General features: G+C 73.5%; 14 protein-coding genes. 2 read left to right on the top strand and 12 right to left on the bottom strand.

All coding sequences use genetic code 11. The features are described 5' to 3' along the window. The 4 genes from tsaE to AC1DWH_RS19270 are packed head-to-tail and all read right to left on the bottom strand — an operon-like array spanning position 1 to position 3,801. On the bottom strand, positions 1-531 hold the full coding sequence (tsaE, locus tag AC1DWH_RS19255; RefSeq protein WP_477095041.1) for a tRNA (adenosine(37)-N6)-threonylcarbamoyltransferase complex ATPase subunit type 1 TsaE: 531 nt from the start codon (positions 529-531) through the stop codon (positions 1-3). After that, the gene (gene alr / locus AC1DWH_RS19260; protein ID WP_477095042.1) at positions 528-1,691 is read right to left on the bottom strand and encodes an alanine racemase; all 1,164 of its coding nucleotides are present in this window, start codon (positions 1,689-1,691) and stop codon (positions 528-530) included. Before alr ends, tsaE begins: the two co-directional genes overlap by 4 nt. A gap of 23 nt (positions 1,692-1,714) precedes the next feature. Next, complete coding sequence (locus AC1DWH_RS19265) at positions 1,715-2,326, bottom strand: nucleoside/nucleotide kinase family protein (protein ID WP_456845892.1); 612 nt, start codon at positions 2,324-2,326, stop codon at positions 1,715-1,717. Next, entirely contained in the window at positions 2,323-3,801 is a 1,479-nt protein-coding gene (locus tag AC1DWH_RS19270; protein WP_477095043.1) for an NAD(P)H-hydrate epimerase, read from the bottom strand. Before AC1DWH_RS19270 ends, AC1DWH_RS19265 begins: the two co-directional genes overlap by 4 nt. 98 nt (positions 3,802-3,899) lie before the next feature. Between AC1DWH_RS19270 and AC1DWH_RS19275 the strand changes: the two genes are divergently transcribed. Beyond that, positions 3,900-4,886 (top strand): LLM class F420-dependent oxidoreductase, encoded by a 987-nt coding sequence (locus tag AC1DWH_RS19275; RefSeq protein WP_456847254.1) that lies wholly within the window; start codon positions 3,900-3,902, stop codon positions 4,884-4,886. Between the two features lie 4 nt (positions 4,887-4,890). Here the strand turns inward: AC1DWH_RS19275 and AC1DWH_RS19280 are convergent, their stop codons facing one another. Together AC1DWH_RS19280 and glmS are read right to left on the bottom strand one after the other, a co-directional pair. Beyond that, positions 4,891-5,244, bottom strand: a complete 354-nt coding sequence (locus tag AC1DWH_RS19280; RefSeq protein ID WP_456847255.1) for a holo-ACP synthase — start codon at positions 5,242-5,244, stop codon at positions 4,891-4,893. Further along, the gene (gene glmS, locus AC1DWH_RS19285; RefSeq protein ID WP_477095044.1) at positions 5,241-7,097 is read right to left on the bottom strand and encodes a glutamine--fructose-6-phosphate transaminase (isomerizing); all 1,857 of its coding nucleotides are present in this window, start codon (positions 7,095-7,097) and stop codon (positions 5,241-5,243) included. Before glmS ends, AC1DWH_RS19280 begins: the two co-directional genes overlap by 4 nt. A 63-nt stretch (positions 7,098-7,160) precedes the next feature. On the opposite strand from glmS, the gene coaA reads away from it, so the two are divergent. Then, on the top strand, positions 7,161-8,111 hold the full coding sequence (gene coaA, locus AC1DWH_RS19290; protein ID WP_456847257.1) for a type I pantothenate kinase: 951 nt from the start codon (positions 7,161-7,163) through the stop codon (positions 8,109-8,111). Between the two features lie 20 nt (positions 8,112-8,131). On the opposite strand, the gene AC1DWH_RS19295 is transcribed toward coaA, so the two are convergent. The 6 genes from AC1DWH_RS19295 to rplM all read right to left on the bottom strand — a co-directional run bounded on the left by AC1DWH_RS19295 (position 8,132) and on the right by rplM (position 12,838). Continuing rightward, positions 8,132-8,728, bottom strand: a complete 597-nt coding sequence (locus AC1DWH_RS19295; RefSeq protein ID WP_477095045.1) for a hypothetical protein — start codon at positions 8,726-8,728, stop codon at positions 8,132-8,134. 137 nt (positions 8,729-8,865) lie between these two features. Further along, entirely contained in the window at positions 8,866-9,564 is a 699-nt protein-coding gene (locus AC1DWH_RS19300; RefSeq protein WP_477095046.1) for a DedA family protein, read from the bottom strand. Positions 9,565-9,722: 158 nt separating this feature from the next. Further along, positions 9,723-10,358 carry a peptide deformylase gene (locus AC1DWH_RS19305; protein ID WP_477095064.1) on the bottom strand — a complete coding sequence of 212 codons (636 nt, stop codon included), beginning with the start codon at positions 10,356-10,358 and terminating at the stop codon, positions 9,723-9,725. A 29-nt stretch (positions 10,359-10,387) separates the two neighbouring features. Then, entirely contained in the window at positions 10,388-11,737 is a 1,350-nt protein-coding gene (glmM, locus tag AC1DWH_RS19310; protein ID WP_477095047.1) for a phosphoglucosamine mutase, read from the bottom strand. A 124-nt stretch (positions 11,738-11,861) separates the two neighbouring features. Continuing rightward, positions 11,862-12,350, bottom strand: coding sequence for a 30S ribosomal protein S9 (rpsI, locus tag AC1DWH_RS19315; RefSeq protein ID WP_477095048.1), 489 nt, complete (start codon positions 12,348-12,350; stop codon positions 11,862-11,864). 38 nt (positions 12,351-12,388) lie between these two features. Further along, positions 12,389-12,838: a 50S ribosomal protein L13 gene (rplM, locus tag AC1DWH_RS19320; protein ID WP_370504642.1), complete on the bottom strand. Its 450-nt coding sequence runs from the start codon at positions 12,836-12,838 to the stop codon at positions 12,389-12,391. Positions 12,839-12,961 lie beyond the last annotated feature (123 nt).

Here is a 12,961-nt window from a genome sequence, read left to right on the forward strand (position 1 = left end):
TCAGCCTGCCACCGGGTCGGCATCGGGCAACGCGACGTCCGCCCAGCGTGCGCCCACGGCCCGCACGGTGACCACACGCTCGCCCGCGGCGGCGTCGTCCAGGTCGTCGTCGCCGAGGGCTCCCCCGCGCGGCCGCTGCAGCGTGACCTCGAGGCGGTCCTGCGCCAGCGACTCGACCCAGCCCTCGCCCCACTCGACCACGGTGACGGACTCGTCGAGGCTCGCGTCGAGGTCGAGCGCGTCGACCTCGTCGAGCGAACCCAGCCGATAGGCGTCCACGTGCACGAGCGTGGGTCCGCGGCGGCCGTCCTCGCGCACGAGGGGCGGGTGCTCGCGCGCGATGATGAACGTCGGCGACGCCACCTGCCCCCGGACGCGGAGTCCCGCGCCGATCCCCTGCGTGAGGGTCGTCTTGCCCGCCCCGAGGTCGCCCGTGAGCACCACGAGGTCGCCGGCCCGCAGGACGTCCGCGAGCGCCCGGCCGTACGCGCGCGTGGCGTCGGCGTCGGGGAGCGTGACGGTGACGATCATCGGTCGACCTCCGTGTCCACGTGCACCCGAGGCACCCGCGACCCGATGCGCGTGACGATCTCGTAGGAGATGGTCCCGGCGACGTCCGCCCAGTCCTGCGCGGTCGGTCCGCCGTCGAGCCCGGTGCCGAACAGCTCGACCCGGTCGCCGGCCTGCTCGAGCGCGCCGGGCCCGAGGTCCAGGACGACCTGGTCCATGCACACGCGGCCGGCCACGCCGAGCGTGCGACCGCCCACGCGCACGGGCCCGCCGGGGCGTTCCTGGGTGCCGGACGCGTGGCGCGGGATCCCGTCGGAGTACCCGAGCGGCACCAGGCCGAGCACGGTGTCGTGCGGCGTGACGTACTGGTGCGCGTAGGAGACGCCGTGCCCGCCGGGCACCGCCTTGACGTTCGCCAGCGACGCCTCGAGCGTCATGGCCGGCACCAGCCCGAAGTCGCCCGGCCCCCCGAGCTGCGGCACCGGGGACAACCCGTAGACGGCGATCCCGGGCCGCACCAGGTCGTAGTGCATGGCGGGGGCGGTCAGCGTGGCCGCGGAGTTGGCCAGGTGCCGGACCTCGAGCGAGATCCCGGCGCCCTCGACCGTGCGCAGCGCGTCGGCGAACACCTCGGCCTGGAGCTTCACGGTGGGGTGCTCCGGCTCGTCGGCGAAGGCCAGGTGGCTCCACAGCCCGACCACCTGCACGGCGCCCTCGGCGTGCAGGCGCAGGACCTCCGGCAGGATCGACGCGAGGTCGTCGGGCGTCAGCCCGTTGCGCCCCAGACCCGTGTCGACCTTGAGGTGGGCCCGGGCGGGCCGGCCGGTGGCGCGCGCTGCCGCGGCGAGCTCCTCGAGTGCCCACGGCGCCGACACCGAGACGTCGATGTCGGCGTCGACCGCCTCGCGCAGGGGCGCGCCGGGCGCGTAGAGCCACGTCAGGACGCGGGGTCCGACGATCCCGGCGCGCCGCAGCGCCAGGGCCTCCTCGACCTGCGCCGTGCCGAGCCAGGTGGCACCGCCGGCGACCGCGGCCGACGCCGTCGGCACCAGCCCGTGCCCGTAGCCGTCGGCCTTCACCACGGCGAGCACCTGCGCGGTCGGGGCGTGCGCGGCGAGCGACCGGACGTTGGCGCGGACGGCCGCGAGGTCGACGACGGCACGCGCGGGGTACGAGCTCACGGCGCCAAGTCTCGCACCGTCGGTCACCCGATCCGCACGACGACGTCGGCCCGGTCGGCGGTCGCGGCGACGAGCCGGGCGTTGTTCTCGTCGGGACCGTGCGACCACGCGCGGGCGGCCTCCGGCGACTTGCCGAACGCCTCGTGCCGCGCGACCAGCCGGTCCAGGCGCACACCGTCGTCGGGCGCGAGGAACCACGACTCGTCGAGCAGGCCGGCCACCGGGCCGAAGCCGTCGTCGTCGAGCAGCAGGTAGTTCCCCTCGACCACGACGAGCGTCACCTCGGGCGGCACGGCGATCGCTCCGGCCACAGGATTGCGCAGGTCGCGGCGGTACTCGGGGGCGTACACGGTCCGCTCGGGCTGCCGGAGGCGGGTCAGCAGCGCGACGAACCCGTCGGCGTCGAACGTGTCGGGGGCACCCTTGCGGTCCGCGCGCCCGATCCGCTCCAGCTCGGTCTGCGCGAGATGGAACCCGTCCATCGGCACGACGACGGCCCGCGGCCCGGCGACGGCGACGACCTGCGCGGCGACGGTCGACTTGCCGGCCCCGGGGGCACCGGCGATCCCGAGGATCCGGCGGGGGCCGCGCGCGAGGGCCTCGACCCGCGCGACGAGGTCGGGCGGCAGCGTCATGCGTCGAGCAGCTCCGCGATCGCGCCGGGCAGCGCGTCGGCGACGTCGCGCGCGCCGATCGGACCTCCTGGGTTTGCCCGGTGCGCGGCGCGACCGTGCACGAGCGCCGCGGTGGCCGCGAGCGCGGCCGCCAGCGACGGGTCGTCGTGGACGGCGTCGACACGGCCCGCCAGCAGCGCCCCGAGCAGGCCGGCGAGCACGTCCCCGGCCCCCGCCGTCGACAGCCAGGCGGGGGCGTCGGACTGTGCGTACGCGGCGCCCTGCGCGCCCGCGACCACCGTCACCGGCCCCTTGAGCAGCACGGTCGCCCCGGTGAGCTCGTGCGCGCGCCGGGCCCAGCGCAGCGGCTCCGCCTCGACCTGCGGCCGCTCGACCTGGTCGCCGCGCGCACTCAGCAGCCGGGCGAGCTCGCCCGCGTGCGGGGTGATCACCGCGTGCGGGCCGATGTGCGGGGGCAGCAGCTCGAGCGCGCCGGCATCGACCACGGCGGCCTCCCCGCGCGACAGCACATGCTCGAACGCGTACCCGATGCGCCGCCGCTGCCCCGCGTCGTCCGGCGAGACCCCCGGCCCGAACACCCACGCCTGCACCCGGCCGTTGCCGACGACGACCTCCGGGTGCGCCGCCGCGACCACGTCGCCGACGTCCCCGAGGTACCGGACCATGCCGACGCCGGCCCGCACGGCGGCGCTGGTGGTCAGCACGGCCGCCCCTTGATAGGCCCGCGACCCGGCGACCACACCGACGACGCCCCGGGTGTACTTGTGCGCGTCCGGAGCGGGCACCGGCCACAGGTCGCGGACGTCGGACGGCTCGAGGCGGACGACGCCGGGCGCTCCGTCCGGCTCGAGCCCGAGCTCGACCAGCTCGACCCGGCCGGCGGTCCGCGGCGCCAGCAGCAGGCCGGGCTTGAGCGCTCCGAACGTCACCGTGAGGTCGGCGTCGAGCACCACCCCGTCGACCCGGCCGTCGTCGACGCCGAGCCCCGAGGGGACATCGACCGCCACGACGTACGGCCGTCCGAGCGCGAGCAGCCCCGCGACCAGCTCCGCCGCCGGACCACGCAGACCCGACCCGTCGGCGCCGATGCCCAGCAGCCCGTCGAGCACCAGGTCCGCGCCGGCCGCGAGCGCCGCCGAGCCGCCACCCACGGGCTCCGCCCGGCCGCCGGAGGCCCGCAGCGCGGCCAGGCCCCCCTCGTGCGCCCGTGCCGACGTCAGGACGGCGAGCACCTGCACCCCGCGGCGGGCCAGCAGCGCGCCGGCGTACAGGGCGTCGCCCCCGTTGTTGCCCGAGCCGGCCAGCACCACGACGCGCGCCCCGGCCACCCGACCGCGCAGGCCGACGAGAGAGGCGGCCACGTGCACGTGCAGCGCGAACGCCGCACGGTCCATGAGCGGCTCACCGGCGGCCAGCAACGGCTGCTCGGCAGCTCTCACCTGCGCTGAGGTCCAGGTCTGCTGCACGCGTCCCATCCTGGTGGGTCGCCGGGGCGCATGCCCACCCTCGAACCGGCCGGATCGATTCGACCGACGTCCGGCAGCACGGCCGCGGCGCAGGTAACGTGCCGGTCATGCGCTTCGGACTCTTCATCCCTCAGGGCTGGCGGCAGGACCTCACCGGCATCGACCCGCGCGAGCACTGGCAGACCATGAACGGGCTGGCCACGCACGCCGACGAGGGCGACGCCTACGACTCCATCTGGGTCTACGACCACTTCCACGCGGTGCCCGAGCCCAACGGCGAGGCCACCCACGAGGCATGGAGCCTGATCAGCGCGTTCGCGGCGTCGACCAGCCGCGTCCGCCTCGGCCAGATGTGCACCTGCATGGCCTACCGCAACCCCGCCTACCTGGCCAAGGTCGCGACGACGGCGGACATCATCTCGGGCGGCCGCGTCGAGATGGGCATCGGCGCCGGCTGGTACGAGCACGAGTGGCTCGCCTACGGGTACGGCTTCCCGTCGGCCGGCACCCGGATCGCGATGCTCGACGAGGGCGTGCAGATCTTCAAGCAGATGTGGACCAACGGCACCGCGACCCTCGACGGCGAGCACTACAAGGTCTCGGGCGCGCAGCTGTCCCCGCTCCCCCTGCAGGTCGACGGGCCGCCGCTGTGGATCGCCGGAGGCGGCGAGAAGAAGACCCTGCGCATCGCGGCCGAGCACGCGTCGTACACCAACTTCGACGGCTCCCCGGAGGGCTTCGCGCACAAGTCGCAGATCCTGCGCGGCCACTGCGACGCCATCGGCCGGCCGTTCGAGGAGATCACCCGGTCGTCGAACTACAACGTGGTCATCGGGTCGACCGAGGCCGAGGTCGACGACCGGATCGCCTGGATCGAGGAGCACTACAGCAACACGGTGCCCGCCAAGGCCGCCCAGGAGGCGGAGAACTTCCGCAACGGCCCGCTCGTCGGCACGCCGGAGCAGATCGTCGAGAAGCTGCAGGCTCTCGAGAAGCTGGGCATGACCTACGCGATCACGTACTTCGCCGAGGCCGCCTACGACCGCTCGGGCATCGAGCTCTTCGAGAACGAGGTGGTCCCCGCGCTGCGCTGAGGCGTCAGTCGCGCTCGGCGATCACCACGGCCGACGCGATGCCGGCGTCGTGGGATATCGACAGGTGGAACCGGTCCACGCCGAGCGCCTCGGCCACGGCGGCGACGGTCCCGACGACCTCCACGACCGGCTGCGCCCCGAGCACCCGGCGGACCGTCGCGTCCTGCCAGCTCATGCCACCCGGAGCCCCCAGCGCCTTGGCGATGGCCTCCTTGGCGGCGAACCGGGCCGCCAGCGACGTCTCCGGCATCGCCCGCTCCTCCGGGGTGAACAGCCGCTCGCGCAGCGCGGGTACCCGGTGCAGCGTCTCGACGAACCGGGCGACGTCGACGACGTCGATGCCCACCCCGACGATCACTCGACCGTGACGGACTTGGCCAGGTTGCGCGGCTGGTCCACGTCGAGCCCCTTCGCGGTGGCCAGCTCGCACGCGAACACCTGCAGGGGCACCACGGCCAGCAGCGGGGCCAGCAGCGTGGGCGACCGGGGCACGTAGAACACCTCGTCGGCGTACGGCAGCACGTCGACGTCGCCGTCCTCCGCGATCACGAGGGTCCGGGCGCCACGGGCGCGGATCTCCTGGATGTTCGAGACCACCTTCGAGTGCAGCGAGTCCCGCCCGCGCGGCGAGGGGACGACGACGAACACCGGCTGCCCCTCCTCGATCAGCGCGATCGGGCCGTGCTTGAGCTCACCGGCGGCGAACCCCTCGGCGTGGATGTAGGCGAGCTCCTTGAGCTTGAGCGCACCCTCCATCGCCACCGGGAACCCGACGTGCCGTCCCAGGAACAGGACGGACTTCGTGTCCACCATCGACCGCGCGGTCTCGCGCACCCGGTCGGACCGGTCGAGCACCTGCTGGATCTTGTCGGGCATGGCCCGCAGCTCCGTGAGGATCGCGGCGACCTCGTCGGCGTACTTGTTGCCGCGCAGCTGCGCCAGGTAGAGCCCGAGCAGGTAGGCGGCGGTGATCTGCGCCAGGAACGCCTTGGTGGACGCGACGGCGATCTCCGGGCCGGCGTGCGTGTAGAGCACGGCGTCGGCCTCGCGCGGGATGGTCGAGCCGTGCGTGTTCACCAGGGCCAGCACCTTGGCGCCCTGCTCGCGCGCGTGCCGGACCGCCATGAGCGTGTCCATCGTCTCGCCGGACTGGGACACCGCGACCACCAGGGTCCGCTCGTTCACCACCGGGTCGCGGTACCGGAACTCGTGCGCCAGCTCGACCTCGACGGGGATGCGGCACCAGTGCTCGATCGCGTACTTGGCCACGTGCCCCGCGTAGGCGGCGGTCCCGCAGGCGACGACGACGATCTTGTCGACGGCCCGCAGCACCGACTCGTCGATCCGGACCTCGTCGAGCACGAGGCGCCCGCGGGCGTCGGTCCGGCCCAGCAGGGTGTCCGCGACGGCCTGCGGCTGGTCGTGGATCTCCTTGTCCATGAACGACGCGAACCCGCCCTTCTCGGCGGCGGCGGCGTCCCAGTCGACCGTGTACCGGCGCGCCTGGGCGGGCTGCCCGTCGAAGTCCGTGACCGTGACGGCGTCCGGCGTGATGGTCACCACCTGGTCCTGGCCGAGCTCGAGCGCCTCGCGCGTGTGCGAGATGAACGCCGCGACGTCCGACCCCAGGAAGTTCTCGCCCTCGCCGATGCCGACGACCAGCGGCGAGTCGTGCCGGGCGCCGACGACCGTGTCGGGGGCGTCCTCGTGCACGGCCAGCAGCGTGAAGGTCCCGTGCAGCGTGCGCGCCACCGCGGTCATCGCCGCCGTCAGGTCGCCCGTGCCCTCGTACGCCCGCGCGATGAGCTGGGCGGCCACCTCGGTGTCGGTCTCCGAGAGGAACTCGACACCCTCGGACACCAGCTCGGACTTGAGACCGGCGAAGTTCTCGACGATGCCGTTGTGGATCACCGCGAGCTTTCCGGCGACGTGCGGGTGGGCGTTGACGTCGGTGGGTCCGCCGTGGGTGGCCCAGCGGGTGTGCCCGATCGCCGCCGTCGACTCCGGCAGCGGGCGCAGGTCCAGCTCCTCGACCAGGTTGGCCAGCTTGCCGGCCTTCTTGGCGGTGGCCAGCCGGCCCTCCGGGCTGACCAGCGCGACGCCCGCCGAGTCGTAACCGCGGTACTCCAGCCGCCGCAGGCCCTCCAGCACCACGTCCAGGGGGCGATCGCTGGCTACCTGGCTACCGACGTAACCGACGATTCCACACATGGCGGGGAGTCTACCGGGGGGCGTGGACGGCCCCTGCGCCCGACCTCGGGCACAATCGACCACGTGCCACCGTCGCTGACCCCGGCCACGCCCTACGTCGACCTGGATCGCGACGCCTGGACGCGGCTCTCCGCCTCCACCCCGCTCCCGCTCACCGACGCCGACGTCGAGCGCTTGGCCGGCCTCGGGGACCCGATCGACCTCGCGGAGGTCGACGCCATCTACCGCCCGATCTCCCGGCTGCTCGACCTCCACATCGAGGCCACCCGGGGGCTGCACGCGGCGTCGAGCACGTTCCTGCGCGAGGACGTCGGCGGCACCCCGTTCGTCATCGGGGTGGCCGGCTCCGTGGCGGTCGGCAAGTCCACCACCGCCCGCCTGCTGCGCGAGCTGCTCGCCCGCTGGCCCGCCACGCCGCGCGTCCAGCTGGTCACCACCGACGGCTTCCTCTACCCCAACGCCGAGCTCGAGCGCCGCGGGCTGATGGAGCGCAAGGGCTTCCCCGAGTCCTACGACCGGCGCGCGCTGCTGCGCTTCGTGTCCAAGGTCAAGGCCGGTCGCCCCGAGGTCCGCGTCCCGGTGTACGACCACCTGACCTACGACATCCTGCCGGGCCGCGAGGTCGTGGTGAACCGACCGGACGTCCTCATCGTCGAGGGCCTCAACGTGCTCCAGCCGGCCCGCCCGACGGCCGAGGGGACGTCGAACCTCGCCGTCAGCGACTTCTTCGACTTCTCCATCTACGTCGACGCGCGGACCAGCGACGTGCGCCGGTGGTACGTCGACCGCTTCCTCGCGCTGCGCGAGACGGCCTTCGCGCGCCCGGAGTCGTTCTTCCACCGCTTCGCGGCGCTCACCGACGACGAGGCCGTGGAGCGCGCGGAACGGATCTGGGACTCGATCAACGAGCCGAACCTCGTGCAGAACATCCTGCCGACGCGCAGCCGGGCCACCCTCGTGCTCACCAAGGGCCGGGACCACTCCGTCGAACGGGTCCGGCTCCGCAAGCTGTAGGGCTCAGGGCCGGCCAGCGCTCAGGGCGTTGCGGTCGCTTCCGCGGGCGCCAGCAGGCGGACCGGGTACTGCTCGCTGTCGGTCTCCTCGAGCGCGTCGAGGGCGGTCGAGACGGACTCCTGCGGGCCTCCGCACCGGTCGGTGGGCCACACGGGCCGGATCGCGCGGCCGAGTGCGTCGACGAGCCACAGCGCCGGCGCGACGACCGACGCGCTGCTGCACGTGCCACCCCGCTGCGCGGACGGCCGGCGCAGGGCGGCGACCAGCGGATCCAGGTCGCCCTCGCGCCGGCTGGCGGTCAGCGCGACCCACGTGCCCGACGAGTCGTGCAGCGTGCCGCCGGGCGTGCACACCACGACGCTGACGGGCAGGAAGTCGTCGGGCACGCGCCCGGCCTCGGGGGCGTCGGCGTGCGGGGTGCCGGGCGACTGTGACTCGTCGGCCGAGACCAGGTCCAGGTCGGCGAGCACCTGCTGCGAGAGGCAGTCGGCGGTGGCGGCGAGGACGGCGGTGGGCGCCGCGTCCTGCGCGGGCTCGGGGGTGCTGCAGGCCGCGAGGCCGACCAGCAGGGCGACGGGCAGCACGAGGCCGGCGGCCCACCGCGCACGCCTGCCCATCTCGCCCCCTGTCGCATCCGCCCATGCCGACGGACACCCCCGGGGGTGTGGACGAGCACGGGAGCGCCGACCGCGACGTCGGCGCAATCAGAGAGTAAGCACAGTCATGGGGGAAATGACCGGGTGAGACCGGATCGTTAGGCAGCGGGGTCGGATCGTGAGCGTCCTGTGACCGGGGGGACCGTCTCGGGGCGAGGGGCGTCCGTCCCGTCGGCCAGCCGCAGCGGCTGCGCGGGCGGCTGCGCGGTGCGTCGACGCGTGAGGTGGCGCAGGATCCAGTCGACGCACACGCCGATCGCGAGGCCGCCCACGACGCCGACCGCGACGGCCGCGATCGTGTGCGAGCCGAGCCAGGCACCGGCGCCGACGCCGATGAGCGTCGAGTAGCAGCCCCAGGTGATCGCCGCGATCGCCGTCAGTCCCATGAAGCGCCGGCGGCTGTAGTGGACCGCGCCGGCGGTCATGTTCACGGCCACGCGGCCGATCGGGATGTAGCGCGCGGCGATGATGAACGCGGCACCACGGTTCGCGAGCGCGTTCTCGGCCCAGTCGATGGCGGCCTGACCCCGCGCGGACCTGAGCAGCCGCAGCTGGCGCACCTTCACCTTGGTGCCGATCTGGTACGCGATCTGGTCGCCGGTCCACGCGCCCGCGGCGGCCACGAGGACGATCAGCGCGAGGTTGGGCGCGCCCGTCGACATCGCGAGGGCCGAGAGGGCGATGACGACCGACTCGCTGGGGATCGGCGGGAAGAAGCCGTCGACGGTGGCGAAGACGTAGAGGACGACGAAGATCCACGGGGAACCTGCGAGGGCGAGCGCCCAGTGCTCCACCACGGGTCGTCCTCCAGCTCTCGTCCTGTGCCGGCCGCAGTTCGGCCCGCTGTCGTGTCCCAAGGTAAGTCGCGGTGCCCACACGGCGACATAGGGGTGACCCCCGGTTCATCCCTGGGGCAGCCCCGAATCATCCCGGGGTCGGACCCCGGTTCCCTCGCTCAGCCGAGCGGGAAGCCCAGCGCCCGGGCCGCTGCGGTCGGGCTGGGCTCCGCCGCCCACCGGGCGCCGAACTCGTCGGAGGCCGCCAGCGAGCGCAGCTCCGCCCGATCGAGGTACAGCGTCCCGCCGAGGTGGTCCGTCTCGTGCTGGACGATCCGGGCGGCCCAGCCGCCGACCACCTCGTCGACCGCGGCGCCGTGCTCGTCCTGCGCCACCAGGTGCACCCGCCGCGCGCGGGCCACCACCGCCTGGTAGCCGACGACGCTCAGGCAGCCCTCGTAGAACGAGACGTGCTCCGCGTCCACCGCCGTGTACGTCGGGTTGACCAGCACCCGGAACGGCAGCGGCTCCCGCTCCCGCACGTCGGCGTGGTCCTCGGACACCGAGCCGGGATCCTCGAGCACGGCGAGCGCCACCGGGAGCCCGAGCTGCGGCGCGGCGAGCCCCACGCCGGGCGCGGCACGCATGGTCCGGTGCATCACCTCGAGCAGCGCGGCCAGCTCCTCGTCCGAGAGCTGCGCCTCGTACGGCGTGGCCACCGCGCGCAGCGCCGGGTGCCCGGCCTGGACGATGGGCGCGACGCCCTCGGGCGACCGCGTCCCGGCCTCGATGATCCACAGCGCGACGTCGCGCAGCGCCTGGTCCCACTGCGGCCCCGACGGCACTAGAGGGCCAGCCGCTCGGAGACGACGTCGGCCAGCTGCTTGGCCACGCGGTCCGCCTCGGTCTGCGTGCCCGCCTCGACCATGACGCGGACCAGGTCCTCGGTGCCGGACGGCCGCAGCAGCACGCGACCGGTGTCGCCCAGCGCGGCCTCGGCGACGCGGACGGCGTCGAGCAGGGGCCCGTCGGTGCCGGTCCGGAGCCGGTCCACGCCGGGCACGTTGAGCAGCGTCTGCGGCAGCCGCTTGACCACGCCGGCCAGCGTGGCGATCGACGTGCCCGTCGCCGCCACGCGCGCTGCGAGCTGCAGGGCCGTCAGGACCCCGTCGCCCGTGGTCGCGTGCGCGGCCATGATGATGTGGCCCGACTGCTCGCCTCCCAGCGAGTAGCCCCCGGCGCGCATGGCCTCGAGCACGTACCGGTCACCCACGGCCGTGTCGATCGTTGCGATCCCAGCCTCTGTCATGGCGATCTTCAGGCCGAGGTTGCTCATCACGGTGGTCACCAGGGTGTCGTCGACCAGGTCGCCCTGCTCGCGCATCGCGATGGCGAGGACGCCCATGATCTGGTCGCCGTCCACCAGCGCACCGGTCGCGTCGACGGCGAGGCAGCGGTCCGCGTCCCCGTCGAACGCGACGCCGAGGTCCGCCTCCGAGGCGACGACCGCGGCCTGCAGCTGCTCGGGGTGCGTCGACCCGCACTTCTCGTTGATGTTGCGCCCGTCGGGCGAGGCGTTGATGACGACGACGTCGGCACCCGCGGCCCGCAGCGCGGCGGGACCGACCTCGCTGGCCGCGCCGTTCGCGCAGTCGACCGCGATGCGCAGGCCGGTCAGCGGGACGTCGATCGTGCTGATCAGGTGCTCGATGTACTGCTCACCGGCGCGGCCCGTGTCCACGCGGATGCGGCCGACGGCCCCGCCCAGCGGTCGCTCCCAGTGCTCGCCCATGCGCGCCTCGATGGCCGCCTCGAGCTCGTCGTCGAGCTTGTGGCCGCCCCGGGCCAGGAACTTGATGCCGTTGTCCGGCATCGGGTTGTGCGACGCGGAGAGCACGACGCCGATGTCGACGCCGAGCTCGGCGGTCAGGAAGGCGACCGCGGGCGTGGGCAGCACGCCGACGTTGTTGACGTCGACGCCGGCCGACGCGAGCCCCGCGGACACGGCGGCGGCGAGGAACTCCCCCGACGCCCGCGAGTCACGGCCGACGATCGCGCGCGGACGGTGCCCCTCGAACTGGCCGAGCGAGCCCAGCACGTGCGCCGCCGCGACGGAGAGGTCGAGCGCCAGCTCGGCGGTCACGTCCCGGTTGGCGAGCCCACGCACGCCGTCGGTCCCGAACAGTCGGCCCATGGTCAGACTCCTTCGTCCTGAGGCGCCCCGCAGAGCCCTCGCACGTCCTTGCTGATGGTCGCAGACATGCCGATGGCCCCGCTGGTCGTGAGACCGGCGGGGCCATCGGGCCGAGGCGCGAAGATCAGCGCTTCGAGTACTGCGGAGCCTTGCGGGCCTTCTTGAGACCGGCCTTCTTGCGCTCCACGACGCGGGCGTCGCGGGTCAGGAAGCCGGCCTTCTTCAGGGCCGGGCGGTTGTGCTCCTCGTCGATCGCGTTCAGCGCACGGGCGATGCCCAGGCGCAGCGCGCCGGCCTGGCCGCTCACGCCACCACCGGTGATGCGGGCGACGACGTCGAAGCGACCCTCGACGTCGACCAGCTTGAACGGGGAGTTGACGAGCTGCTGGTGCACCTTGTTGGGGAAGTAGTCCTCGAGCGTGCGCCCGTTGACCTTCCACTGCCCGGAGCCGGGGACCAGGCGCACGCGCGCGATGGCCTCCTTGCGGCGACCGAGCGCGTTGGCCGGGGCCACGTTGCTCAGACCGCGCCCGGTGGGGGCAACCGTCTCGGAGGTGTAGCTGGTGGGGGTGTCATCGCCCTCGAGGTCGATGTCGACCGTGGTCTCTGCCACTGGTGTCCTCGCGTCCTTGTTCTCTGCGCTCAGCCGGCTCACGCCTGCTGAGAGACCTGGGTGATCTCGAAGGGCTTCGGCTGCTGCGCCGCGTGCGGGTGCTCGGCACCGGCGTAGACCTTGAGCTTGGTGAGCTGCTGGCGCGCGAGCGAGCTCTTGGGGAGCATGCCGCGCACTGCCTTCTCGATCGCGCGCTCGGGGTGCTTCTCCAGAAGATCGGAGTAGGCCACGGCGCGCAGGCCACCCGGGTAACCCGAGTGACGGTACGCGAGCTTGTTCTCGCGCTTGTTGCCGGTCAGAGCGATCTTCTCCGCGTTGATGACGATGACGAAGTCACCGCCGTCGACGTGGGGAGCAAAGGTCGCCTTGTGCTTGCCGCGCAGCAACGTGGCCACATGAGTGGCCAAGCGGCCCAGGACGACATCGGTCGCGTCGATGACGTACCAGTTCCGCTCGACGTCGCCGGGCTTCGGGGTGTACGTACGCACGGTCGTCAGCCTTCGTTTCGTTGCGAATCTTGTCGCGGCAGACCTCGCAGGGTGCGGGTCCGCCGATGAATGCTTTCGTCGGCTTCCGGGCGGCGAGCGGGAACGCACCAGCCCTGCCGTTCT

The sequence above is a fragment of the Cellulomonas sp. P2_F12 genome (assembly GCF_056403775.1).

What these genes read in the sequence shown, in the direction of transcription:
- tsaE (WP_477095041.1), bottom strand. Translation starts at nt 531, where the DNA reads ATGATCGTCACCGTCACGCTCCCCGACGCCGACGCCACGCGCGCGTAC.
- AC1DWH_RS19265 (WP_456845892.1), bottom strand. Translation starts at nt 2,326, where the DNA reads ATGACGCTGCCGCCCGACCTCGTCGCGCGGGTCGAGGCCCTCGCGCGC.
- AC1DWH_RS19270 (WP_477095043.1), bottom strand. Translation starts at nt 3,801, where the DNA reads ATGGGACGCGTGCAGCAGACCTGGACCTCAGCGCAGGTGAGAGCTGCC.
- AC1DWH_RS19275 (WP_456847254.1), top strand. Translation starts at nt 3,900, where the DNA reads ATGCGCTTCGGACTCTTCATCCCTCAGGGCTGGCGGCAGGACCTCACC.
- glmS (WP_477095044.1), bottom strand. Translation starts at nt 7,097, where the DNA reads ATGTGTGGAATCGTCGGTTACGTCGGTAGCCAGGTAGCCAGCGATCGC.
- AC1DWH_RS19295 (WP_477095045.1), bottom strand. Translation starts at nt 8,728, where the DNA reads ATGGGCAGGCGTGCGCGGTGGGCCGCCGGCCTCGTGCTGCCCGTCGCC.
- glmM (WP_477095047.1), bottom strand. Translation starts at nt 11,737, where the DNA reads ATGGGCCGACTGTTCGGGACCGACGGCGTGCGTGGGCTCGCCAACCGG.